The organism is Sphingomonas sp. TDK1 (genome assembly GCF_001650735.1).
GTDB lineage: Bacteria > Pseudomonadota > Alphaproteobacteria > Sphingomonadales > Sphingomonadaceae > Sphingomonas.
In genome coordinates this window covers 1-23,456 of record NZ_LXVY01000010.1, presented here as the reverse complement: position 1 = coordinate 23,456, position 23,456 = coordinate 1, and the positions used below count along the sequence as shown (strand labels likewise).

The 23,456-nt window shown below is 64.7% G+C and carries 27 protein-coding genes and 1 pseudogene; 16 read left to right on the top strand and 12 right to left on the bottom strand.

Features of this window, described 5'->3' with window-relative positions:
- Genes A7X12_RS09170 through A7X12_RS09155 form a run of 4 tightly spaced genes read left to right on the top strand, consistent with a single transcriptional unit; the run spans position 1 to position 3,463 of the window.
- Positions 1-675 carry a response regulator transcription factor gene (locus A7X12_RS09170; protein ID WP_064311340.1) on the top strand — a complete coding sequence of 225 codons (675 nt, stop codon included), beginning with the start codon at positions 1-3 and terminating at the stop codon, positions 673-675.
- A complete protein-coding gene (locus A7X12_RS09165) occupies positions 675-2,021 on the top strand; it encodes a sensor histidine kinase (protein ID WP_064311339.1) in 1,347 nt (448 codons plus the stop codon). Before A7X12_RS09170 ends, A7X12_RS09165 begins: the two co-directional genes overlap by 1 nt.
- Positions 2,022-2,042: 21 nt before the next feature.
- Positions 2,043-2,819: a COG4705 family protein gene (locus A7X12_RS09160; protein ID WP_084445283.1), complete on the top strand. Its 777-nt coding sequence runs from the start codon at positions 2,043-2,045 to the stop codon at positions 2,817-2,819.
- Positions 2,820-2,866: 47 nt separating this feature from the next.
- A complete protein-coding gene (locus A7X12_RS09155; RefSeq protein WP_064311338.1) occupies positions 2,867-3,463 on the top strand; it encodes a DedA family protein in 597 nt (198 codons plus the stop codon).
- A gap of 51 nt (positions 3,464-3,514) precedes the next feature.
- Here A7X12_RS09155 and A7X12_RS09150 read toward each other — a convergent pair whose 3' ends face one another.
- The 3 genes from A7X12_RS09150 to A7X12_RS09140 all read right to left on the bottom strand — a co-directional run bounded on the left by A7X12_RS09150 (position 3,515) and on the right by A7X12_RS09140 (position 5,238).
- Positions 3,515-3,964, bottom strand: a complete 450-nt coding sequence (locus A7X12_RS09150) for a hypothetical protein (RefSeq protein ID WP_064311337.1) — start codon at positions 3,962-3,964, stop codon at positions 3,515-3,517.
- A 78-nt stretch (positions 3,965-4,042) separates the two neighbouring features.
- Entirely contained in the window at positions 4,043-4,918 is an 876-nt protein-coding gene (locus A7X12_RS09145; RefSeq protein ID WP_064311336.1) for an ImmA/IrrE family metallo-endopeptidase, read from the bottom strand.
- Positions 4,918-5,238 (bottom strand): helix-turn-helix domain-containing protein, encoded by a 321-nt coding sequence (locus tag A7X12_RS09140; RefSeq protein ID WP_064311335.1) that lies wholly within the window; start codon positions 5,236-5,238, stop codon positions 4,918-4,920. The genes A7X12_RS09145 and A7X12_RS09140 overlap by 1 nt, the downstream gene beginning before the upstream one ends.
- Positions 5,239-5,604: 366 nt before the next feature.
- Here A7X12_RS09140 and A7X12_RS25040 point away from each other — a divergent pair, with 366 nt between their 5' ends.
- On the top strand, positions 5,605-5,865 hold the full coding sequence (locus tag A7X12_RS25040; RefSeq protein ID WP_084445278.1) for a hypothetical protein: 261 nt from the start codon (positions 5,605-5,607) through the stop codon (positions 5,863-5,865).
- Positions 5,866-5,876: 11 nt separating this feature from the next.
- The gene (locus A7X12_RS25035) at positions 5,877-6,143 is read left to right on the top strand and encodes a DUF3892 domain-containing protein (protein WP_084445276.1); all 267 of its coding nucleotides are present in this window, start codon (positions 5,877-5,879) and stop codon (positions 6,141-6,143) included.
- Positions 6,144-6,174: 31 nt separating this feature from the next.
- On the opposite strand, the gene A7X12_RS09135 is transcribed toward A7X12_RS25035, so the two are convergent.
- Both A7X12_RS09135 and traA read right to left on the bottom strand, forming a co-directional pair.
- Positions 6,175-6,903 carry a DUF6118 family protein gene (locus A7X12_RS09135; RefSeq protein ID WP_093334460.1) on the bottom strand — a complete coding sequence of 243 codons (729 nt, stop codon included), beginning with the start codon at positions 6,901-6,903 and terminating at the stop codon, positions 6,175-6,177.
- Positions 6,904-6,909: 6 nt separating this feature from the next.
- Complete coding sequence (gene traA / locus A7X12_RS09130) at positions 6,910-9,825, bottom strand: Ti-type conjugative transfer relaxase TraA (RefSeq protein ID WP_064311362.1); 2,916 nt, start codon at positions 9,823-9,825, stop codon at positions 6,910-6,912.
- Positions 9,826-9,999: 174 nt separating this feature from the next.
- Between traA and A7X12_RS09125 the strand changes: the two genes are divergently transcribed.
- From A7X12_RS09125 to A7X12_RS09105, 5 genes are read left to right on the top strand one after another with little or no spacing between them, the layout of a single operon-like run.
- Complete coding sequence (locus A7X12_RS09125; RefSeq protein ID WP_064311334.1) at positions 10,000-10,326, top strand: conjugal transfer protein TraD; 327 nt, start codon at positions 10,000-10,002, stop codon at positions 10,324-10,326.
- A 16-nt stretch (positions 10,327-10,342) separates the two neighbouring features.
- The gene (locus A7X12_RS09120; protein WP_064311333.1) at positions 10,343-10,567 is read left to right on the top strand and encodes a conjugal transfer protein TraD; all 225 of its coding nucleotides are present in this window, start codon (positions 10,343-10,345) and stop codon (positions 10,565-10,567) included.
- Complete coding sequence (locus A7X12_RS09115; RefSeq protein WP_064311332.1) at positions 10,564-11,292, top strand: SIMPL domain-containing protein; 729 nt, start codon at positions 10,564-10,566, stop codon at positions 11,290-11,292. The genes A7X12_RS09120 and A7X12_RS09115 overlap by 4 nt, the downstream gene beginning before the upstream one ends.
- Positions 11,293-11,328: 36 nt before the next feature.
- Entirely contained in the window at positions 11,329-11,616 is a 288-nt protein-coding gene (locus A7X12_RS09110) for a hypothetical protein (protein WP_024021608.1), read from the top strand.
- On the top strand, positions 11,616-13,184 hold the full coding sequence (locus A7X12_RS09105; protein ID WP_084445274.1) for a type IV secretory system conjugative DNA transfer family protein: 1,569 nt from the start codon (positions 11,616-11,618) through the stop codon (positions 13,182-13,184). Before A7X12_RS09110 ends, A7X12_RS09105 begins: the two co-directional genes overlap by 1 nt.
- Before the next feature lie 570 nt (positions 13,185-13,754).
- Here A7X12_RS09105 and A7X12_RS09100 read toward each other — a convergent pair.
- The 6 genes and pseudogenes from A7X12_RS09100 to A7X12_RS09080 all read right to left on the bottom strand — a co-directional run bounded on the left by A7X12_RS09100 (position 13,755) and on the right by A7X12_RS09080 (position 18,410).
- The gene (locus tag A7X12_RS09100; protein WP_024021610.1) at positions 13,755-14,708 is read right to left on the bottom strand and encodes a replication initiator protein A; all 954 of its coding nucleotides are present in this window, start codon (positions 14,706-14,708) and stop codon (positions 13,755-13,757) included.
- Positions 14,705-15,049: a hypothetical protein gene (locus A7X12_RS09095; RefSeq protein WP_232318434.1), complete on the bottom strand. Its 345-nt coding sequence runs from the start codon at positions 15,047-15,049 to the stop codon at positions 14,705-14,707. Before A7X12_RS09095 ends, A7X12_RS09100 begins: the two co-directional genes overlap by 4 nt.
- Positions 15,046-15,699 (bottom strand): ParA family protein, encoded by a 654-nt coding sequence (locus A7X12_RS09090; RefSeq protein WP_064311330.1) that lies wholly within the window; start codon positions 15,697-15,699, stop codon positions 15,046-15,048. Before A7X12_RS09090 ends, A7X12_RS09095 begins: the two co-directional genes overlap by 4 nt.
- Positions 15,700-15,771: 72 nt before the next feature.
- A pseudogene (locus tag A7X12_RS26195) lies at positions 15,772-16,015 on the bottom strand (transcription elongation protein SprT); the annotation flags it as partial.
- Positions 16,016-16,208: 193 nt separating this feature from the next.
- Positions 16,209-17,438, bottom strand: coding sequence for a chromate efflux transporter (gene chrA, locus A7X12_RS09085; RefSeq protein WP_024021613.1), 1,230 nt, complete (start codon positions 17,436-17,438; stop codon positions 16,209-16,211).
- Between the two features lie 12 nt (positions 17,439-17,450).
- Positions 17,451-18,410 (bottom strand): chromate resistance protein ChrB domain-containing protein, encoded by a 960-nt coding sequence (locus A7X12_RS09080; RefSeq protein ID WP_232318433.1) that lies wholly within the window; start codon positions 18,408-18,410, stop codon positions 17,451-17,453.
- 85 nt (positions 18,411-18,495) lie between these two features.
- On the opposite strand from A7X12_RS09080, the gene A7X12_RS26765 reads away from it, so the two are divergent.
- Genes A7X12_RS26765 through A7X12_RS09070 form a run of 3 tightly spaced genes read left to right on the top strand, consistent with a single transcriptional unit; the run spans position 18,496 to position 20,156 of the window.
- Positions 18,496-18,861 (top strand): Rap1a/Tai family immunity protein, encoded by a 366-nt coding sequence (locus tag A7X12_RS26765; protein ID WP_148564657.1) that lies wholly within the window; start codon positions 18,496-18,498, stop codon positions 18,859-18,861.
- A gap of 26 nt (positions 18,862-18,887) precedes the next feature.
- On the top strand, positions 18,888-19,811 hold the full coding sequence (locus A7X12_RS09075; RefSeq protein ID WP_024021616.1) for a DUF1259 domain-containing protein: 924 nt from the start codon (positions 18,888-18,890) through the stop codon (positions 19,809-19,811).
- 3 nt (positions 19,812-19,814) lie between these two features.
- Positions 19,815-20,156, top strand: a complete 342-nt coding sequence (locus A7X12_RS09070) for a Rap1a/Tai family immunity protein (RefSeq protein ID WP_024021617.1) — start codon at positions 19,815-19,817, stop codon at positions 20,154-20,156.
- A gap of 239 nt (positions 20,157-20,395) precedes the next feature.
- On the opposite strand, the gene A7X12_RS09065 is transcribed toward A7X12_RS09070, so the two are convergent.
- Positions 20,396-20,968: a recombinase family protein gene (locus A7X12_RS09065; RefSeq protein WP_064311329.1), complete on the bottom strand. Its 573-nt coding sequence runs from the start codon at positions 20,966-20,968 to the stop codon at positions 20,396-20,398.
- A gap of 191 nt (positions 20,969-21,159) precedes the next feature.
- On the opposite strand from A7X12_RS09065, the gene A7X12_RS09060 reads away from it, so the two are divergent.
- Together A7X12_RS09060 and A7X12_RS25025 are read left to right on the top strand one after the other, a co-directional pair.
- Positions 21,160-22,560 (top strand): Mu transposase C-terminal domain-containing protein, encoded by a 1,401-nt coding sequence (locus A7X12_RS09060; protein WP_004212864.1) that lies wholly within the window; start codon positions 21,160-21,162, stop codon positions 22,558-22,560.
- Entirely contained in the window at positions 22,487-23,365 is an 879-nt protein-coding gene (locus tag A7X12_RS25025; protein ID WP_084445272.1) for an AAA family ATPase, read from the top strand. Before A7X12_RS09060 ends, A7X12_RS25025 begins: the two co-directional genes overlap by 74 nt.
- Positions 23,366-23,456 lie beyond the last annotated feature (91 nt).

The following is a 23,456-nucleotide window of genomic DNA, read 5'->3' as shown; positions in this document are numbered from 1 at the left end:
ATGCGAATCCTGATCGTGGAAGATGATGACGAGACCAACCGCTTCGTGGCCCGCGGGCTTGCGGAGCTGGGGCATCATGTCATCACGAGCACCGATGGTCGCGATGGACTATTTCAGGCGACTGGCGACCAGTTCGACGCGCTGATTGTCGATCGGATGCTTCCCGGTCTGGATGGCCTGTCGCTAATCAAGGCATTGCGCGCGGCGGGCAATATGACGCCGGCTCTCATGCTCACTGCTGTGGGCGGCATCGCCGATCGTGTCGAAGGACTGGAAGGCGGTGCCGACGATTATCTGGTCAAGCCATTCGCCTTTTCCGAGCTGGCAGCGCGCGTTCATGCCCTCGGGCGTCGTCCAGCTACCCAGACCGAAGCGAGCGTGCTCGTTATTGGTGCGATCGAGCTCGATCTTCACCGGCGCACCGTCACGCGAGACGGTCGCCGGATCGTGCTGCAACCGCGCGAATTCGCGTTGCTCGCCGAGCTGATGCGCAATCCGCGCCGGGTGATGACGCGCACGATGCTGCTGGAACGTGTCTGGGATTTCGATTTCGATCCCAAGACGAACATCGTCGAGACGCATCTGAGCCGCCTGCGCTCCAAGCTCAACGCCGGGTTCGACGATGATGCGATCGAAACCGTGCGCGGCGCTGGCTACATGGTGCGCGGCGGGTGATGACCCGCCCGTGGCGATCAACCTTCGGGCTCGTCGCTTTGGTCGCGTCCTGCTTCGCGCTTGCGACGCTTGTCATCGGCGTCGTCGCCTATGAAGTGACGCACGAAGCCCTTGAGATCCAGCTCGATCACCGCGTTGCCATCGAGACGCGCGCGCTGATCGACGAAGGCGATGACGGTCCTACTGGCGTCGCGGCTGCGATCCGCCGGCGCGAGGCGGCGCGAAGCACCGCCAGTCTGGAGTACCTGCTGGTCGACCCGGCGGGTCGCCGCGTGGCGGGGTCGCTCGACGCGACCGCCCCGACCCTGCCGGGTTATCTGGAATTGCTGCATTACCGGCGCGACGGCGAGCACCGGATCGCACAGGCCCTGACCACCCGGTTGCCTGACAGCAGCCGGCTGGTCGTCGCGGCCGATCGCGAAGTCATCGACGAGATGGATGCGACGCTGCTCAAGCTGTTCGCCGGCGCATTCGGCGTCATGCTGCTGCTCGGCATCGGCGGGGCCTGGCTGGTCGGTGCGGTGACACGCGCACGCCTCTCGCGCATCGACCGCACCGCCCTCGCGATCATCGATGGTGATCTTGCGCGACGTATGCCGCTCACCGGTGCAGGTGACGAGTTCGATCGCGTGTCGGCGACGCTCAACCGGATGCTCGACCGGATCGGTGGACTGATGGACAATCTGCGCCAAGTGTCGAGCGACGTAGCCCACGACCTGCGCACCCCGCTGACGCGCCTGCATAACCGGCTCGATGAAGCGCTATCGGCACGGGATGTGGACGAGAAACGCCAAGCGATCGAGGCCGCTGCCGCACAATCACGCGAACTGCTGGATATCTTCGGGGCATTGCTGCGCATCGCGGAGGTGGAAGCGTTGTCCCCTCGCGCCCATTTTCAGGACTTGCCGCTGGACCAACTGGTCGAGGAACTGGTCGACACCTACCGCCCCGATATGGAGGCAAGCGGCCATCTGCTCGTCACAGCGATTGCACCCGCGATCTGGACGACGGGCGATCGACGGCTGCTGCAACAGCTTATCACCAATCTCCTCGACAACGCGCTCCGCCACACCCCCCCGGGAACGACGGTTCGTGTCGAGCTGGAGCGTGATGAAGCCATTGCTCGCCTGACGGTCGCCGATGACGGACACGGTGTAGCACCCGAAGATGCGCCCCGGCTGTTCCAGCGGTTCGCGCGCGCGGAACGTAGCCGATCGTCGGAAGGTCATGGCCTGGGCCTGGCGCTCGTTGCTGCGGTCGCGACAGCGCACCGGGGCACGGCCTCGCTGCTCGCGCCGCCCGGATTTGGTGTCGCTGTCGAACTCCCGATCCGCGGGAATGACTGATTTGGAAGTCGGGAACACATGATGACGATCGGCGACAGGCGCGAACTTTTGAGCAAGGTGCCGGCGATCACGCTGGGTTTCTGGATCATCAAGATTCTGGCGACGACGCTCGGCGAAACCGCCGGTGATACCGTCAGCATGTCGATGAACCTGGGCTATCTTGTCGGCACCGCGATTTTCCTGACGGCGTTGATCGCGCTGGTCTGGTGGCAGGTGACGGCGACGCGTTTCCACCCCTTTCTCTACTGGGCGACGATCATCGCATCGACGACCGCGGGAACGACGATGGCGGACTTCGCCACGCGGTCGTTGAGCATCGGCTATACCGGAGGTTCGGCGCTGCTGCTCGGATGCGTGCTGGCGTCCCTGTTCGCTTGGTATCGCACCCTTGGCTCGATCTCGGTCGATACCGTTCGGGGATCCAAGGCGGAGCTGTTCTACTGGCTCACCATCACCTTCTCGCAGACGCTCGGCACGGCACTCGGTGATTGGACAGCGGACACCGGGGGCCTCGGCTATCTGGGTGCAGCGGCGATCTTCGGCGCGATGCTGGCGATACTCGCCGGCCTCTACTTCTTGACGAAGGCAAACCGGGTATTCTTGTTCTGGGCGGCGTTCATCCTGACCCGGCCGCTCGGCGCGGCCGTAGGCGATTTCCTCGATAAGCCGATCGCAAAAGGCGGGCTCGATTTCAGCCGCCCGCTCGCTTCGGCAGTGCTTGCGGCGGCCATCCTGGCCCTCATCCTGATCCTGCCACAACGCGCAGGCCAACATCCTGGTGAGAACAGAGCCGGGTAAATTGAACCGGTTTCTCGCCACGACAAACCGCTATTGAAAGACTGCCTGTGTTCGATCGCCTAATCGAGTTTCTTAACGAAGCCGGCTACCTCGGCATTGCCGTGCTGATGTTTCTTGAAAATGTGTTTCCGCCAATCCCCTCCGAAATCATTATGCCCGCTGCCGGTTTTGGCGCGGGGCAAGGGCGATTGAGTCTGTTCGGCGTGATCGTGGCTGGTACGGGCGGCTCGGTCGCGGGCGCGCTGTTCTGGTATTATGTCGGCAAGTGGATCGGTGCCGATCGGTTGCGGCGCTGGGCGGGGCGGCACGGGCGCTGGCTGACGCTTGCACCACGGGACATCGACCGCGTGGACCGCTGGTTCGATCGACATTCCGGCAAAGCCGTGTTGCTCGGCAGGCTCGTCCCCGCGCTGCGAACGCTGATCTCGGTACCAGCAGGCGTGTTCGGTATGAGCCTACCGCGTTTTCTGCTGTTCACGACGCTTGGAACCGCGCTCTGGACGACACTGTTAGCAGTGGCCGGCTACCTTCTTGAAGGGCAATACCGGATCGTTGCCGCCTACCTGAATCCGATTACCAACATCATCGTCGGGCTGGTGATCGCCGCATATCTCTATCGGGTGGCGACGTGGCGCGCCACCTAAAGTCAAAACCGGAACGGTTGTGACACCTCGGCCGATGCGGGTCGTTCTCGTCTAGGCTTGCCGGGTCAGAAGCCGGCAAGCAAGATGCCTCTCTCCCCATCGGGTTGCGAAAGCGTCCGATATGACCTTCCAGTCGCCGCCTGCGCTGCTCACACCGTGGTTTACCCCCATGCAGGAGCATTGGCACTCCTCGCCCTGGGCCGCCCAACAGGCAGGCGCGCATTTCTCCTGCTCACGGTAGGGCTGGATGATGTAGACAATGCCGAACTTGTCGAGGCAGGCGCGAACCAGCTTGTTGAACCACGCCTGCGGCAGCTCCCAATGCTTTGCCTTTGCATCCCACTCCGGGTTCTTTCGACCGAACGATCCAAGCCAAGGCCGGTTGGTAAGGGCATAGGGCAGCCGCGCCAGCAACGGGTTTCCTGGTCCGCGACGATACAGAACAGGGATCGCGCCCTGATTCCAGATTTGCCGTAGCTGGTCCTCAGTTCCCTCGCTCACGTCTGGTCTGCTGCCCTCGTCTAGGTGAAAGCCTCATCGGCAAGATGAGCCGTTCTCTTAGGCATTGAAAGCCGATGATTATGCCCGCTGCGAAAGCTGTCGATTGAACCGGTCAAATGTATCCTCTTCGTCAACCTCCCAATCAGCATATCCACCTTCAACGTCGTCAAAAACAAGAAGCGAGATGGTCATTTCATAGCGATCGGCGAAGATCGCCATTTCTCTTACGTCGGTTGATGCGCCCCATATCTGTCGATCGAGCATTGCCCCGCGAGTGGCATCAGGGAGGATCAAGGCCGGCTGGGCCGCGAGCGATCCGACCGGCAGCTCCATCCCCTGCGGGAAAAAAATCCGCCTCTTTTTCGCACTCGTGCTTCGCCAGCACCAAAGCACAAATCCATTCGTGGCGACGACGAGGGCAGCACATTTAGGGGTGAAATCCAGCCATTTGATCGCTGCGGCTGTCATCGAAACGCCATAGCGGTCGGCGCATTGGCGCAGCAGCTCCAACGTCATCTCATCTCCGCCAACCTGAGCACGATAGTCGTTGATCGGCATGAGAAGGTAAGAGGCGAAGGCATCGGCCTCTTGTTCGATCTTTCGGCGGACGGCATCGCGATCAAGCCCCAGCACTCGCTCCTGCCCACATTCAAAACCATCGGGACTAAGTGCGCGGTGGACGAGGTAATGCCCCAGCTCATGGGCTAGGGTGAAGTTGATCCGACCAGCAGAAATGATGTTGGGATTGTAGAGAATGGCCCATTTTCCGCTTTTGCGTAGCGGAAACAGGGCACCCTCAAAATGATCGACCTCCGCCTTTTCGATCTTCTTGATGGGATCGGGAAAGCGCTGGGTATAGTCCATCGCGATCGTCACGACCTCAACCGGGAATCTTGGTCCCCATGCCTGGGTGAGGAAGTTCGCCCAAGCTATCGGTTGGGTCGGATCAGGCATTATTCGTCATCCAACACATCGAGGATGCGCTTCAACTTTTCCTTCACGTTCGGATCGGCTCCCTGGTATTTGCGATAAAACGCCTCGTCGAACTCATCGACGGTAGCATTGGTACGATCTTCGTCGGCCAGAAACTCTGGCGTGACGCCTAGCACGGCAGCGATGCGGTTCAGCTTTTCGCCGGATGGGCGGGCAACCGGCTTGTTCTCAATTTCCCAAATGTAGCTTTTACTGCTGCCGGTGGCCTGCGCGAGCTGGTCGAGGGTGAGACCCTTTTCCTGTCGCAGGTCGCGAACCTTACGACCCAAGGTTGATGACATGGTTTCTCCGTGAAAATTTGCCTGTTCGGTGCTACCATCACATTTCCTACTTGAACAGCGAACTCGTAGTTGCCATATATCCCGTGCCGGTAGTCCGAACTCCGCCGGCAACCCTTAGGTTGACGGGAGATTGAAGATGGCAGGTAAAAAAGGCGGCGGCGGACATTTCCGCAGCGCGATCAGCGGGCGCTTCGTGACAACGGGTCACGGCAAAGCAAGCCCCCGCACAACGGTCCACGAGTCCAATAGCTCGGGTGCCAGCTCGGGCGCGCATTTCCGCAGTGCAATCAGCGGTCGTTACGTGACGACCGCTCACGGCAAAGCGAGCCCCCGCACCACCGTGCGTGAAAGCTGAGGGAGGCTGATATGCAATTTGAAGGCGCTGTGCTCCGCGAACAGGGAGTTACGTTCGCGATCGTCGTCGTGAAGCGGCATGTCGTGGACAATCGGACCGAAGCTCAATCGGCGATCCGGTCATTCAGTCCGGTGTTCCCAGGCGTGCCGGTCGTGCTCATGGCGCAGGATTCGTCAGGGCGAGCGACCTATTTCGGTCGGCCTGACATTACGCGGTTCATGTCGCACGTGTCGCCCAGCCGCGTGCCCTGGAAACGTTACACTCTCAATTAGGAGCTACAATCATGGCCGACGTTCAAGTCACTTGTATTAACAAGCAGCCACGCAATAGCACTCATGAAGGTATTACCCATCTTGGGGGCAATGGCTGGAAGTGGACACGCAACGAGGTAATCCAGTCAATTCGCGGCAAAACGAATACATTCTTCACTCGCGTCAACGGCACACGCGCTGATATTGGCGTCGTTGATGGGCAGAACGGGCCTTACGTTCGCACCTATGCTGACGGGAAGTGGAACGATAATCTTCTCGCTTTGCCGGAATGTGCCTGACGGAGTTTAGACTCCTCTAGCGCTCGCCCCCCTAACGCACAGGCGCGACCCGGATCGTGCATCGCACCGTCTCACGCGTTCGGGCTGCGGCCTTGCTGCATCCTTCGATCGCCTCACGGTTGGCCGTCACGATCCTGTCGGCCCCGACGATGGCGCGGAACGCGGTCGGGCTGGCGCTCTGCATCATCCGCTGCCCTGCTTCCCAACGGGGAAGGTCGAGCGTCCTTGCCGCCATGCGCTCGGGCCATTGCCAGCTCGCCGGCGCGACCTCGCGCGCGACGAGGCCGGGCAGGACCGCCCATGCCAGGATGCCTATCGCCGCCCCGCCCAGCCCGAACCACAGCTGCCGGTTCTTCTGGTCGGCCCGCGTCCATGCCGATCCGGCGATGGCGCGAAGCTCGGCCATGACACGGGCCTTGTCCTCGCCGGCCTTGGCGAGCGCCGCCTGATCCTCACGCCGGGCAGCGTTGCCCGCTGCGGCGATCCGCTGCGCCATCTGCTCGGGGGTCATCGCCAGCGCCGGACTCCGCGCGATCACGTCGTTGATGACCGCGATCCGGTCCGCCGTGGCGTCCACGCCCTGCTGCATACGCCCCAGCGTCTCGGAATAGTCGGGCACGTCGATATGCGCCCGCTCGGCCGCCAAGCCCTCCACAGCACGGCGTAGCAACGCCAGCTCGCGGTCCTGGCCTTCGATCACGGCGCGCAACCGGTCGAACGCCTCCGCCGGATCGCCGCCTTCCTGAATATCGTCGTCCATCGTCACCTACCGGCTCATGCCACGGTCGCGGTCCCGCCCGATGCTGACCGACTGCGCCAATTCCTGCCCGATCGACCGGCCACGTTCCATGCTCAATGCCAGTTCGGGGGCGCGTCGCTGCAACACGGATTCGAGCTGCGGGTCGCGATGCAATCCGCCCGCGATGCCCTCCATGCGCTTGCCCAGCTTCTCCGCACCTGCATGGTCGCCGGCACGCTCCATGCTGGCGCGCGCTTCCATCATACCCTTCCACTGCTCCACGAACCGGCCGGCGCGCTTCTCCGGATCGATGCGGACCTGACGCTCTGCCTCCATCGCTTTGGCCGCGCCGCTGATGTTGCCCCCCGCGGCCTGCTCAATCAACTTCGGATCGCGCGACAATGCCGATGCGAGGTCGCGTGCGGCATGGGGCCGGACCTGGTCTAGCGCATCGCCGGCCTTCGCCAGCTTCTGTTCTTGGTGCGCCAGCACCGGCAACCCCTTGTCCTTCATCCGGTCTATATCGGCTGCGGCGCGCCCATAGCGTTCGATCGCGCGGGCCTGCGAGGGTGCCAGCGGCCGATCGGCCGCGACACGCTCCGGCGACGTCGCTTTTTCGATCGCTGGTTTCGGCCGGAAGCCGTCGAACATGCCCCGCGCCTTGTCGCGGACCTTCGCCACCACCTGGCGCGCGAGTTCCGGGAACCGGATCTCGCGCCGATCGGCGAACGCGCGCGCCTGATCCTGCTCGGGCCGGGTGTAGTCGCCGGCCATGTCCTTGCCCCGGTCGCGCGACAGGGCGCGGACGAGCTGGCGCCGATCGGCGAAGTCGTCGCGGCCATAATGGAGCTGCACGTCGTCGCGGTGCCGGGACATGCCGACATAAGCACTGTGGCGGTCCATGCCCGGGGTGGCGAGGACGTGCGCGCGATCGACCGTCACGCCCTGCGATTTGTGGAACGTCGCCGCATAGCCATGATCGACATGGGCATAATCCTTCGTGTCGAACGCGACCCCGCGCCCGTCATCGAGGCGCACCGCCATGCCCTCGGGCGATACCCGCTCGATCGTCGCCAGCGTGCCGTTCTTTACCCCCATGCCGCGCTCGTTGCGCAGGAACATGATGCGGTCGCCGGTCGCGAACTGCCGCTCGCCGCGCTCGGCCTTCACCGTCACGTCGTCGCCAAGGTCGCCGCTCGCGCGCAACCGGTCGCGCGCCTCGCCATTGAGGCTCTGCACCTCGGCGTTGGTATGGGTGAGAATGATCCGGCTCTTGCCCGGCTCGGCCTGGCGCGCGCGATCCCAACCATCGACCAGCTCGCCCCGCGCCTGTTCGCGCGTGTCGGCCGCGTGGACCATGCCGCCTTGGTCATAGGCGTGAATCGCCTCGCCGGTGCGTCCCGTCGCCAGCGCGCGCGTCGCGTCGCGTTGCCAGTCCTCGCGCTGCCGCCTGATCTCGGCGATCTCGGCTGCGCCGTGGCGCTCGGTGACGCTGCGGAACGCCGCGCCGGCCTCGATCGCCTGCAACTGCTCGGGATCGCCGACCATGACGACCTTGGCCCCGGCGTCACGCGCCTGGCCCAACACCCGCTCCATCTGGCGTGAGCCGATCATGCCCGCCTCGTCCACGACCAGCACGTCACGCGGGCCTAGCTGCTCGCGCCCCTGCCCCCATGCGTGTTCGAGACTGGCGATGGTGCGGGATTGAATGCCCGACCCGCCCTCAAGATTCTCGGCCGCGATGCCCGACAGCGCCGCGCCACGAACCGTGTAGCCCTCCCGCTCCCACGCCTCACGCGCGACGCCAAGCATCGCCGATTTGCCGCTGCCGGCATAGCCGACGACGGACGCCAGAGCCGCGTCGCCGGTGACATGATCGAAGGCGTCGCGCTGCTCGCCCGACAGGACAAGGCCTTTGGCACTGGCCGCGCCGATCGCAGCGTCACGATGCCGATCAGCGACGCCGTGCCCGGTGCGCCCCGCCAGCTCGTCGCCGGCACGCTCAAGCCGGTTCTCCACCGCGATCATGTCACGGGATGTAAACCGCTCCTGGTCGCGTCCGTCCTTGCCCAATGCGACCAGCTCGGGTGATGCGCGCACCGCGCCCATTACCTGGTCGAACTGCTCCTTGCCGTCGCTATGCCGGAACGCGAACGTCGCAAGGTCGCGGGTGGTGAATGTCGCCTGCTGCCGGGTGATCGCGTCCAGCGCGACATTGGGATCGGCGATGATCCGATCACCGTTCTCCCGCGCAATGCGGGTGTGATCCTCGATCCGCTCCGCCTCAAGCCCCTGCTCCGATCGCCGCGATGCTGCGGGTCCGATCTTGTGCTGCGGTTCAAGCGCGATGCCCTGCGCTTCATAGGAGCGATGGTCGATCCGCCCCTCAAGCCCCAGCTCGGCCATGCGCTCGTTGACGTGCGCGCTCCACGCCTCGCGCCAATCCTTCAACAACTCGGTGCTGTTCCAGTCCCGGTTCTTCTGCCCGAACCCCTCCGGCCCAACGTCGCGCATCGCCAGCATGACGTGCGCGTGCGGCTTGGGACTGCCGTCCTTCGCCTTGTCCCAATGCACGTTCAGGTCCGCGACCATCCCGCGATCGACAAACTGCTTCTTCACGAAATCACGCGCGAGCTGGACACCCTGCTTCTCGTTCATCTCGCGCGGAATCGAGAACTCCACTTCGCGGGCAAGCTGCGCGTCCTTGCGCTTCTCGCCTGCCTCCACCTCATTCCACAAGGTTGTGCGGTCTTTTAAACGCTCCGGTGCGCCCTCCGGCAACATCACCTGGGAGTGGATGACTCCCGCCTTGTTGCTAAAGTCATGATCGCGATTCAGCCGATCGTCGTGCAGCTCGGACGCGGAACGATAGGCGGCGCTCGCAACGGCGCTCGATCCGTTCGCGCGGCTCACAACCTTGGCGGAGAAGTGATAGATCGCCATGACGCTCCGCATACTGCCCTACTTAGCGCACGTCGGCAACGACGTATAAGCGCGCACTCACGATCTGCTTCGCATCTCCTGACTGACCTGGTGCCGCTTTCTGGTCGTTCTGGCTTTACCCATATGCTCGGCGCGCTAAGATGCTGCTGACCGATACGCGGAAGGGTGAAAGCGATGCGGAAGGTTCGCGATTATAATGCCGAACTGAAAGCGCTGGGTGACAAGGCCCGCGCTTTGAAGGCGAAGCGGGTCGAACAGCTCGGCCAGCTCGTTGCCGCGACCGGGGCCGATGCGCTCGACATGGAAATGCTCGCCGGCGCGCTGCTCGATGCCGTTGCGTCGAAGGATGCGGAAGCGAAGGAGGCTTGGCGCGCGAAGGGCTCCACTTTCTTTCAACGGCGCGGGCGCAAAGCTGGGCGGACTGCTGACGGCAACGGCGACAGCGCAGGTACGCAACCGGGCGCTGATCCAGCGTCTGGAAGCGGCACGGCGTCGGACTGATACGCGGGGCTGGGTCTTGGCTCGGCGCGAACGCACCCGCCACCTGATCGAGCTGGGCGGCCTCGTCCAGAAGGCTGGCCTGGTCGATCTCGCCGACGACGATCGCGCAACGATTTACGGCGCGCTGCTGGAGCTGGTCGGCCGCGCTCGCGGCGAGGCCGGCGACTCGCTTGCGCTCTGGAAGCGGCGCGGCAAACGGGCGTTCGACATGGAAAACAATGTGGAGGAGCGACTGCCTTGAATAAGATTTTGTGGGCCTTGCCGCTCTGCGTTGTCGTCACCGGCTGCGATCGTAGTCCCGTCGATCCGCACGGCCTTGAAAGCGGCGAGACTTTGTTGACGGTAACAGGCACCGGACGCACCGAAGCCGCGCCCGACCAGGCGCTGTTCACCGCCGGCCTGTCCAGCGTGGCCGCCGACGCAAAAAGCGCCAGCGCGAAGAACGCCGAAGCCATGAGCCGGATCACGGCCGCCCTTGCCCGGCTGAACGTGCCCGCGCGCGATATTCAGACGCGCAGCCTGTCAGTCAATCGCGTGGACTACGGCCCCAACAAGGGTCGCTTCGAGGCGAGCAATACCCTCACCGTGCGGATGCGGGACACAGCGCGGGTCGGTAAGGCGATCGCCGCCGTCACCGACGCCGGCGCGAACATCGTGTCCGGCCCTGACCTCTCCGTTACCGATCCCGAGAAGGCGAACCTGAGCGGCTATGATGCTGCCTACAAGTCCGCCCGCGCCAAGGCCGAGGCTTATGCCAAGGCCGCTGGCCTACGCATCGACCGTGTGCTCGCGATCCACGACGGCGGCCAGGGCGGCTACATGCCGCAAATGGGGGCAATGGATGCCCGCATGGTCGCGCCGCCGCCCGTGTCTGTGCAGGCGGAACAGGCGTCGGCGCCGGTGATGGCGGGAACCAATGCCGGAATGGTGACGGTGCGCGTGAACTTCGCGCTGGCCCCCAAATGAACGCCTAGCCGCCATGCCGCGAGAAAGGATGAAGCCGTGACGCCCCTCCTCGACCTCGATGCGATCCGCCGGGAGGTTCGCGCGCTGGAGTTTGAGCGCGGCACGCCGGCTGATGTGGCGGAATGGCGCGAAGCCGATGCCGAATCCCGCGCCAACCTCGCGATCGAGGGCATGACGCTGAGCGGGGATGACGAGGCGCTGTTCGACATGCTGCGCGACGAGGCGGTGCCCCCTCCCCTCGCCACGCAAATCATCCTCAAGCTGCTCGGGCATCCCGACGCCGATCCGGCGCTTGCGATTACGCCGCTGGAACAGGCCTGCTGATGGCTGGTCCGCTCATCGGCGGGCGGCGGCCGATCAGCTGGCGGCTCGCGATCGTCGTCTCGTTCGTCGCGGCCTATGCGACCGCGCGATGGCTGGAAGGCATCTTCGGCGTCGGGCAGATTTCCGGCACGGTGTCGTTCCTGGTCCTGGTCGGACTGATCGGCGCGACCTGGTGGATCAACAGCCGCGCCGGCAAGCGCCGGAACGAGCTGCTGGGCTCGGCCCGCTTCGGCGACCGCGCCGACGTGCGCAAGCTGGAGGCGAACGGGGATCTCCTGATCGGCCGCGCCAAGGAATCCGGCAAGCTGCTCCACTATGACGGCGCGGCGCACCTGCTGACGATCGCACCCACCCGCTCGGGCAAGGGCGTGGGCACGATCATCCCCAACCTGCTGCTGCTCGACCGCTCGGTGGTCTGCATCGACCCTAAGGGCGAGAATGCCCGCGTCACAGCCCGTGGGAGGGCCAGCAAAGGCGCTGTGTGGTGCCTGGACCCCTTCGGCGTCTCCGGGCGTCCTGCGGCCCGCTACAACCCCCTGGCGCAGCTTGATCCCGCAAGCCCGGACCTGGCGGAAGATGCGCAGACGATCGCCGACGCGCTGGTCCACGATGCGCCGGGACAATCGGGCGAGGCGCACTGGAACGAGGAAGCCAAGGCGCTGATCGCCGGCGTGATCCTGCACACCGTCGTCCACGAACCCCCTGCCCGCGCGACGCTCGCCACCGTGCGCGACAAGCTCACCCGCGATCCCGCCGGCTTCGCCGCGCTGCTGGCAGACATGCAAGCCAGCAGCGGCGCGCACGGCCTGATCGCACGCGCCGCCAACCGTCACCTCGGCAAGTCCGATCGCGAGGCCGCCGGCGTGCTGTCCTCGGCGCAGCGCCACACCCACTTTCTCGATAGCCCGCGCCTGGTCGAAAGCACGTCCGCCTCCGATTTCCGCTTCGCGGACCTGAAGGAGCGGCCCGGGACCGTGTTCCTGTGCCTGCCGCCGGATCGACTCGATACCTATGCTCGCTGGCTGCGGCTGCTGGTCGCGCAGGCCGTCACCGATATGGCGCGCTCCCCTGCCCGGCCGGAACGCCCGGTGCTGTTCCTGCTCGATGAGTTCGCCGCCCTCGGCCGACTGGAGCCGGTGGAGCGCGCGATGGGGTTGATGGCCGGCTATGGCCTCCAGCTCTGGCCGATCCTCCAGGACATGCACCAGCTCCGTGCGCTCTATGGCGAGCGCGCCGGCACCTTCCTGTCCAACGCCGGCGTGATCCAGACATTCGGGGTCAACGATCACGCCACCGCCGACATGCTCTCGCGCACGATCGGCGACACGACATTGGAATATGCGACCCTCAGTACGTCGCGCGGCACGGGCTGGGGTGAAAATCGCGCCGGTCCCTCGGAAAGCGTCAGCACGCATGTCACGGCGCGGCGGCTCGTGACGCCCGACGAGATCATGCGGATGCCGGCCGACACGCTCCTGTTGCTGCGCCAGGGCGAACGCCCGCTGTGGGCCGGCAAGGTTCGCTACTATGCCGAGCGCGAGTTCGCCGGCCTGTTCGATCCGGCGTGATCGCACACGCCGGCCCGGAAGATCGAAAAGTGAGCTTTGGGGTAGCGCCTCATCGCCCTCTCTGCCGGCGGAACGCTGAAGGCACACACCGCCAGTTTCGCTTGGCTTCTTTCGGAAGCCCTGCGGCCGATAGGCCGCTCTAGTGACGGCGTTAGCCGGCACGGATCGAAGGCGCATTGGCCGTAGGCCAATTCCGCTTGCCCTTCTCAGGTTGACGGTTTTGGGTGAGCCCTGTCGTTAAGAGATTCTGTTAAATAGGAATCGTTAAACAAGTTAAGCCGCTCAAAAAGCGGAATCTTGCTTTGTTTATCAACTGCTTGCCAGCCGGCCCGGTGGGTGAAACCCCGTGATTCGGTGTGTGATACCCCGATAGTGCGGTGGGTGATACCCCGACGCCAAGGTGGGTGAAACCCCGAGACTCTGGAGCCGAAAAGGGGCCTCCGGTGCCAGTTATCCACAGCCTGGCTGGTGGCTCCGGCATCGCCCGAAGCATGTCAGGGTTCAGGCAGCATCGCTGGCCGGTGTGTGAAACCCCGATAGTTGGGCTTGCGGTGTGTGAAACCCCGATAGTCAGCGGCGGCCGGCAAGCCGGTCCATCTGTGCATCGACTTCCTCGGCCCGCTTGCGCTCGGCGTCGAAACGGGCGCGCCGCTCCTCCTCGGCGCGCATTCTCTCGGCGAGTGCCAGTGCCTCGGCCTCGCCGCGGAGCCTGAACAACACGGCCGGGCTTTTGTCCGTCGTCTCGGTCAGCTCCATCGCATAGTCGGGGAGCTGGTCGGCCTCGATCACCCGCCGAAGCATCCGGTTGAACTCCTTGGGCTGGGCATCGCTGCCGGTTTTGTCGCGAAGCACCTCTACCCGGCAAGTCCACCCACCGCGCTGCGTGCCGGCGTGCTTTCGCGCGATACGATAGAGCGCCCGCTCCAACCCTCCGGAGAGTAGGAAATAGTCGGGGTGCATGGTGAGCAGCGACTTCTCGTTGACGATGCCCTCATAGACCCAATCCGAGAGGGTCAGCGTCATGCCGCGCGGCTGCTCCGTTTCGGCGTCGGTGTCGAAGGTCCAGCTGTCGAGCCAGTTGAAGCCAGCCTTCTGCCGGCGCTTCGTCGCGCGGATCGAAGTTGTGATCGAAGTCGTCTGGAGCCGGAGGAGCGCAGCTTGCAGCTCCTGATAGTCCCTGCCCCCTGTGCTGCGCTTGATCGCCCGCAGTAGGTCGTAGGGCGTGGTTGTCAGCGTGCGGGGCAGATCGTTCAGCCCCTGCTGCTTCATGCGGTTGAGCGTGGACGCGGCCCATATCAGGATATCGGCGTCCCAGATCGTGGCCATGCCGTAGTCGGGAATGGCCTGCACGCGCACCCAGGCCTCGCCATCCGGGCTGCGATACTCGATCGGCTTCAGCCGCTTGCGCTTCTGGAGCGAGAAGAACGGGCGCTCCATGACCTCCCGCTGGTCCTTGAGCGGAAGATCGCCGAGCGCCGGAATGAACAGGTCGAACTCGGGATTGGGATCACGCCGCTTGCTCACGGCGCGAACCTGGTGTGTCCCCGCTGGACCAGATACTGGCGCAGCAACCGCTCGGTGATGACGGTAAGGGGCTCCCCGCCCTCCTCGACGCTGAGCTGGCGCAGTGTGCGGTGCATGTCTTCGGGAATGTGGATCAGCACCGGCTTCTTGCCAGGATGGCTGCTGCGCCGGGCAGGTACTGCCGGGGCCGACGTGTCCGCCGCACGCCGCGACCGACGCGGGACGGCAGGCTGCGGCGCGGGAGTTGCATCGGCAACGGGAGCCGGTGCCGGTGCCGGTGCCGGTGCCTCGGGCTCGTCATCGAAGATGCCGGCGAGCGCGGAAGTTTTCTTCGCCATCATCTAACCTCGCTTACTTGCTTAGTCGTAAAGCCGCTTAGTCGCTTAGCCTCATCATAGGCGGCGCGCAACTCGGTCGCCGCCTTGCTGTCCGGGTCCGTCTCGGCCGCCGTTCTGCCGAGCGGCGTGGCCTTGTAGAAATCCTTGCGGAAGTGGAGGCGGCTGTCGAACATCGTCACGCCCTTCGCCGCGAAACCGGCATGGGCCTCCTGCCCCTCCCCGCCCTGATGCGGAACCTGCGTCAGTATAACAGCGAACGGCGTGCCTGCCTGCTGCACCTGCTTGACGGTCTGCAACACCGAATGAACGTCCAGCCCTCGCGGCGCGACAGGGATGATGACGAAATCCGCCTGCTCGGCTGCGAGCATGGCAATGTCCTTGGAGTTCGCCGGCGTGTCGATGATGATGAGGTCGATCTTGCCGCTGCTGCGCCCGCGCGAGACGTGGAGCGGCAGACCGGCAACGCTGCTGTCCTTCACCATCACGTCGTCCTCGTCGCGGCGTTCGGACCAGTAGAGCGCCGATCCCTGGCGATCGTCGGCATCGAGGATAACGACCGACGCCCCCTCCCGCGCCGCCTCGACGGCGAATCCGGTTGAGAGGGTGGTTTTGGATTGCCCGCCCTTTTGCGCGATGACGGCCCATACTTGCATAGCTGCTGCTCCTACTAAGCGGCTAAGCGGCTTATGGAGCTTAGCCGCTTAGTCGTAAAGGGCATTAGTCGCTTAGTCACGTCCGTCCTCAGTTTCGTCGCCGATCAGATCGTGGCGCATCGGGCCATGCCCCCTCAACCGGGCACAAAGGTGCGCCCACTGTCTCCAGCCATTTGCGCGCGGTCCTGACGGTATAGCCGCACGTCGAGCACTCGCATTTCAGCATCCGCGCCGCCTGCTTCCTGGGCCGAGTGGTCGCGCTGCCTGTATCGAGTCTGGCATGGGGGAGGTGACCGACCGCAGCCAAGATCGCCGCTTCACGCGAGAACGGCCGCAAGAGCGGGTAGCCTCGGAAACCGCTGGCTGCTGGAGCCTAAAAGGGCGAAAAGCAGTTTGTCGCTTAACAGCTTATTCGCTTAGTCAATGTCGCAAATATTCTGACTTCCCAGCGTCGCCGCTTCTGCGACAACGCTGGGGCGAGAAGGAACAGCCTTAGTCATCAACAACCGTCAGCTCAGCGCAATGGCACCGATTGCCGCCCCAATCGCCAGCACAACCGGCGTGGCGAGCTTGCTCTTCCACCGGTACATAATCGCCAGCGAGACCGCGAAGATGAGCGCGCTTACGATCAGGTTCGGCGTGCGTGCGCCCGTGGTTCGGGCAAGATCAACAACGGTGACCACAATCAGGCCGACGACGCCGGCCGCCACGCCCGCCAGGAAGAGTTGCAATCGCTTATGTTCGACCACCGCTTCCAGTCGATCGTAGAGCAGGAGCGAGAACGCGAAGGCGGGCAAAAACATGCCAGCGGTCATGGCAAGCGCGCCAGCAAGGCCGCCGCTGATCCAACCCACGAAGGTAGCGAAGATCACGAGGGGGGCTGGCAGGATGCCCGACAGACCCAAGCCATCAAGGAACTGCGCGTCGGTCATCCATCCCCGGCCGACCGTATCGTTGCGGATGAACGGGATGGCGGTGTAGGCTCCGCCGAAGGTCAGGAGTCCACCCTTCAATCCCGCCCAGAACAGCGCGGCGATGGCAGGCGCTGGTTCCTTGGTGCCCGTCATTATTTCGGCACCCCCGGGACTTCCTGCCCAGGTCAGAGCCGCCAGGCCAACGGCAAGCGCGACCACGACCGCGGCGAGCGCGTAGCGCCCGGTTGATCCGAGCGCGTAGGCCGCGCCGGCCGCCGGAAGCACGATCCAGAAGCTGACGCCGGCGAGCGAGGCGGCCGCCGCCGCAATCGCTGCGGCCCAAAGCCACGGGTCGAACAAGATGTGCTCACCGATGCGATGGACCGCGCGGACAATGACGGCGATCACCGCTGCTTGGATGCCCAAGAATGCGGCTCCGAGGAGCGTTCCTTGAATCGGGAGCCGCGTGTACGCCCAGGCAAGCGCGAGCATGAGCACGAGGCCGGGCAACATAAAGCCGAGCCCTGCCAGAAGGCCGCCCAGTCGCCCCTTGGCGCGGATGCCGAGATGGACGCAGAGTTCATGCGCCTCCGGCCCGGGAAGCACCTGCATAACTGCGAGCAGCTTGTTGAATCGGTCGCTGGGTATCCAGCGTTCCTCGTCCACCAGCTCGCGCCGGATCATTGCGATCTGCGCTACGGGGCCGCCGAACGCCATCATGCCGAAGCGCAAGAAGCGCAAGAATAGCGCGGGATAACTTAGCTCTGGCGGCTGGGCTTCATCCAGAGCCGCGCTCGCCGGGGCAGGATGTTCGATGCTCGACATGTCCTGCTCCCCTTATGCGCCGCGTCGCTTGGTGAAATGTGCGTAGAAGCCATCGAGCGCGCCCGACCCTTGGGCAATGCGCTCGTTGTCGCCGTCGGTGCTCGCGCAGATGCCATTGATGAGCGCGGCGATGCCGGCGGTCTCCGGCCTACCGAACTTGTCGTCGGCGATGTCGAGGTCGTGGATGATCTCGGCAAGTGCAACGAGCGCCTGATCGCCGTCGAGCCCCGTCCGATATGTCAGCGTTTCGAAGGTGCAGTGGTCGCCTTCGTGCGTGAACTCCGCGTCCGCCATGTCGAAGCGAAGCTCGCCGGGCTCGGGCTGGTAGTCCTTGCCGTCCACGAACTTGAAGCTGGGGCTCGGGTCGATGAACCGGCGGATAAGCCAGGCCGAGGCGATGCGATCGACATGCACGTGCCGGCGCGTGACCCAAGTGCGGCCTTTCAGCTCCGCCGGCGTCAGCTCCGGCGCTCCCGGCCCGCTCACGTCCGGGTGGCGGCCGGCGCGCCCCTCCGCTTGGGCTATCGCGGCGTCCGCCGCCTGCCGTCCATGCGCGCCGAAGAAGTCGACCGCTGCGATCTCGTCCAGGCGTTTACGCAGGCGGCGGACGTCGGCGGACGACACGTATTCCGCCTTGGCGATCATACGCGCTTCGCGCGCCAACTCCTCGTAATCCGCGTCGCGGGCCGCGTCGAACACGGCGCGAAGCTCCGCATCAACCATCCCCTCAACTAGCCGGGCTTTCAGGATCAACGCCTCGCCACCCCCTGCGGTGATCTCCGCTCTGAGTTCCTCGAAGAGCGCGCGGGTGTCGTCGCGAGCAGGGAGCGCGTGAACGGCATTCTTGAGGGGAGCGGCTCCCATTGCTTGCAAGCGCCGCCAGACCCGCACGCGCAGATAGGCGGGCTTGGCCGGGAGCTGTGGGATCAGGAGCAGCCAGTCACGGGGCTCGGGCGAAGAAGCATCAGCCATGAAGCAACTGTAACATAGCGACGCAACGAACGTACACTTGTATCGTTTGCTTGGGTGGATTAAAAGTTGGGGTGAGGAGACCGCAATGCGAGCTGTTGGATCAGGTGCTGCCGCCATGCTGGCGTGCCTGGCGTGCCCAGCGGCCTCGTCTGCCGCGGCCCAACCTCGCTATGAGACGGTTACGCAGTTCTATCGGACGTGTGTCGACGAGACGAAAAGGAAGGTGAACGGTCGGTGCGAAGCGTATCTCGCTGGTGCCGCCGAGACGCTTTCCGCTTTCGGCAACGGCGGCAGCGAAGCCGGAATCTGCGGCCGGGGCGTCCGATCGGGCGAGCTGAGCCGTATCTTCCCGGCGTGGGCGGTAGAGAACCGTCACGCAGCCAACCTGCCCCGGTTGGCGGGTGTGACGATGGCGCTACGCCAGCGCTTCCCATGCCGACAAACCAATTGAGATCGAGGAGAGAAGCATTGCGTCACTTGTTGCTCCCGCTGGCGATCGCGCTCGCCGCACCGGCCGCCGCCCAGACAAACCCGCAAGCGACACCGCCCGAGGCGCACGGCGACAGGTGGGCGCTCGTGGACAAGAGCCTCGGCCGAGCGGGAACGACGCAGCCCGACGGCGTTCGCCGGTATGGGTTCCCGCGCAGCGATCTTAACGTCCAGCTCGACGGTGTGGCAATCAAGCCGGCGCTTGCCCTCGGCTCCTGGGCGGCGTTCCACCCCATGGGCAATGACGTGATGGTCATGGGTGACCTCGTGCTGACGCATGAGGAGGTAAATCCGGTCATGAGCCGGTTGCTGGCATCCGGCTTCACGATCACCGCGCTCCACAACCATCTGCTTCGTTCCGCGCCCGCGACCATGTACATGCACATCGGCGGCCATGGTGACCCCGTGAAGCTTGCGGCCGCCCTCCGTGAAGCGCTCGCCGCCAGCCGGACACCGATGACGGCACCATCCAGGGATTCGCAACCGCCGTCCGCCGGCGCGGGGTCGTCGCAGCCAATCGCCCTCGACACCGCCGCGCTTGACCGGCTGATGGATGGCAAGGGTAAGCCCAACGGTGGGGTCTATCAGTTCAGCTTTCCCCGCGCGGAGAAGCTGAGCGACGGCGGCATGCCCGCGCCAGCGTCCATGGGCACCGCAACCGCGATCAACTTCCAGCCGACCGGCTCGGGCCGGGCGGCGATCACCGGTGACTTCGTGCTCACCGCCGCCGAGGTCGATCCCGTGCTCCGCGCACTACGCGCGGGGGGCATCGAGGTCACCGCGCTTCACAATCACATGCTGGATGACCAGCCCCGGCTCTTCTTCATGCACTTTTGGGCGAATGACGACGCCCAGAAGCTCGCACGCGGGCTCCGTGCAGCACTGGATAAAACCAATGTGCAACGGAGCTGACCTATGACACGAAACTGGTGGACGGCGCTGTTCGCCGCAGCCGCGCTGGCGCCTACAGGCGCGCTCGCTCAAGACGAAACGCCGAGCGATATGCAGGGTCTGGCGCTGCTCACGAGCTGCCGGGCAGGCGAGTCGGGCTGCGGAGCTTACCTTCAGGGCATCGTTGACATGATGATCGCCCAGCAGAGTGTCTGTAATCCGCCTCGTTATAACCGTCACCGGTTGCGGACCGCCTATGTGCGCTGGGCGGAAGTCAACACGTACTTCCATGACAAGCACATGATGGCGGGCGCGGAGCGCGCGATGAGTGAGACCTGGCCGTGTCCGTCGAACTCACCACGATGACGATACCTAGTGTCACAACCGGTCATTTTTCTGAACAGCCGTGCTCGACCGAGTCAACGGTGGCTTTCAGGCGCCCATCAGCGCGAGCGGAACGACAGAGAATGGATCGCAGCGGCCACGGCTTGTCGCGGAAGTCCTGATTTCTGCAGCGACGAGAAAGCGAGCTGCTTGCGACGGCGGGTGTAAACGCTCGCGCTAAGTGGCGGCATTCTGATCGCGCTATTTGTCGGCGAGCGTCGCTACGCGGCTACCGGCTTGGTCTCGGCCGATCGCACATAGGCGTAGAGTGTTGGCTTGGAGATGCCGAGCATCGAGCAAATCTTGGCGATCGGCATCGTGTTCTCGTGGTAGAGGCTGACGGCCAGGTCGCGCTTGTCCTTGCCGAGTGCGGCCGGCCGGCCACCCTTCTTGCCGCGAGCGCGGGCTGCGGTGAGACCGGCCTGGGTCCGCTCGCGGATCAGGTTGCGCTCGAACTCCGCCAATGCCCCGAACAGGTGGAAGGTAAGCTTGCCCGACGTGGTGGTCGTGTCGATCGCCTCGTGCAGGCTCAGCAGCCCGACCTTTTCCTCGTCGAGGTAGGTCATCCATCCGATCAGATCACGGAGCGAGCGGCCGAGCCTGTCGAGGCGCCAGACCACCAGTGTGTCGCCGGCGCGAAGCAGCTCCTTCACCTTTTCCAATCCAGGGCGAGCGGCAGTCGCCCCGGAGGCCTTGTCGGTGATGACCTTCTCGCAGCCGGCAGCCTTCAGCGCATCACGCTGGAGGTCCAGGTTCTGCTCGGCGGTCGATACGCGGGCGTAACCGATTTTCATGCGTAGGGCCGGTGGCGCCCCGATCGGGCGCGGTTTGGGAAGAAAGTCGTCATCGGCAGGTCTATGTTGCCCTAGTTTTCTTTACCGGGTAGATTTACGTCGAACAGGCCGGTTTGGCAACGCGAGCGGACTCGCATGGCGATGGGCAGGCAAATCTCCGTTTTCCTTACCTGCGACACGGACCGTCGGCGGTGACGCATCCGGCGCTTGTCCCGCCGCTGGCGATCGAGCGCTACCGCGTCCTTGAACCGCACCTCGCCGATGGCATCCCGCTCGCGGACCTCGCCCGCACCGGCACGCTGAGCGAGCGGACGTTGCAGCGCTGGCTCGGGCGCTACCGTGCCGAAGGACTTGCCGGTCTCGCGCGTCTGCCGCGCAACGATCGGGGCAGGCTGCACCTGCCGGAACATCTGGTCGAACTGACCCGCACTCTCGCCACCAAGCGCCCGCGACCCCCGGTCGCCGCCATTCACCGAAAGGTGCAGGAACTCGCCATCGCGCATGGACACCGAACCCCCAGCTATGCGGCCGTCGCGCGTGTCGTCAGGGCGATACCGGCAAGCCAGATCGCCGCAGCCTCCGATCCGGCCGTCTACCGCGACCAGCACGAGCTAGTGCATCGGCGCGAAGCCGCGACCTCGAACGAGATGTGGCAGGCCGATCATACCGTTCTCGACATTCTCGTGCTCGATGATGCCGGAACCCCGGTGCGTCCTTGGCTGACCGTCATCGTTGACGATCACAGCCGAGCCATCGCCGGTTACTTCCTCAGCCTCGATGCCCCCAGTGCCCTCAACACGGCGCTCGCCTTGCGGCAGGCGATCTGGCGCAAGCCCAATCCCGAATGGATCGTCAGCGGCATTCCCGAACAGCTTTACGTCGACAACGGCTCGGATTTCATCTCCGAGCATATCGAGCAGGCGTGCATCGCCCTCAAAATCCGCCTCATCCATTCGCTGCCGGGGCGTCCTCGCGGGCGCGGCAAGATCGAGCGGCTGTTCCGCACCATCAACGACATGTTCCTGCCCGACCTGCCCGGCCACCTGATCGCGGGCAAGCCGCTGTCGGCGCCAGTGCTCACGCTCGACGAGCTGCGCGCCCGCTTCGAGGCGTTCGTGTGCGGCGTCTATCATCGTCGCCCGCATGGCAGCACCGGCGAACCGCCGATCACGCGCTGGCAGAAGGGCGGGTTCCTGCCCGCAATGCCCGACAGCCTTGAACAGCTCGACATGCTGCTCGTGCACGTGCCCAAGCCCCGTAAAGTGCTGCGCGACGGCATCCGTCTGATGGGCAGGCGCTATGTCGAACCCACGCTCGCGGCCTTCGTCGGCGAGCAGGTCGAGGCGGTCTATGACCCCCGCGACCTGACCGAGATCCACGTCTACCACCAGGGCCGGTTCGTCTGCCGTGCGCTCAGCTCCGAGCACGCTGGGCACCCGTCGTTGCGCGCGATCCAGCGCGCCCGGCGCGGCGCGAAGGAGCGCGACAAGCAGGTGCCTGCCCCCACGGAGACCTTCGATGGCGACCAAGAGGATACGGCTTCCCGGCCCACCACCTACCGAGGGCTCCGGCTCTACGCCGCTGACGATTGAGTTCCTGGTCGAGCAGCCGTTCCTGGCGACCCGCGAACATGCCCGGTTCGTCGAGTTTGCCGAAGCCTGCGCGCACTACCGCTATATCGGCGTGTGTCATGGCCGGCCGGGCGTCGGAAAGACGCGATCGGCGCGCGAGTTTTCCAGCTTCCCCGACCTGGGGGAATATGCCGCGCTCCGTCCCATTGCCGCGCTCCTTGGCGAAAAGGTCGCTCGCTGCCGCGCCGTCTTCTACACCGTGTCGGTCAGCAACACGCCCAAGACGATCGACGCGGTGTTGGGCCTCAACCTCATTAAGCTGGGCTATGCCCGGCTGACGGTCGCGGGCGGCTCGCAGGACGAAATCACCCATGACGCCGCCCGCATCGCCTGCCCCCTCGTCATCGTCGACGAGGCCGACCGCCTGACCATAAAGTCGCTCGAACATCTCCGCGACATGGCCGATCGCCACGGCTTCGGGCTGATCCTGATGGGTATGCCGGGCTTGGAGAAGCGCCTCGCCCGCTATGCCCAGCTCTACTCGCGGATCGGCTTCGTCCACGAGTTCCAACCGCTTACCGAGACCGAAATGCGGCTGCTGCTCGCGACCCACGCCGGCGATTTCGGGATCAGCTTCGACCCGGCCCAACTCGACGCGATCGAAGCGCAGGCAGCCGTGATCCGCATCACGCGCGGCAACTTCCGGCTCATGGAGCGCCTGTTCGCGCAGATGCGGCGGATCATGACCCTCAACCGCGTCGAGGAGGTCACCGCTGACATCGTTCAGGCCGCGCGCGATTGCCTCGTCATCGGACCCGGCAACTGACAAATAGCGCGATCAGAACGCCGCCATTTAGCGCGAGCGTTTACACATGGGTTTACAGGTGTCAGAATCCCGTGTCAGAACGCCACGATGC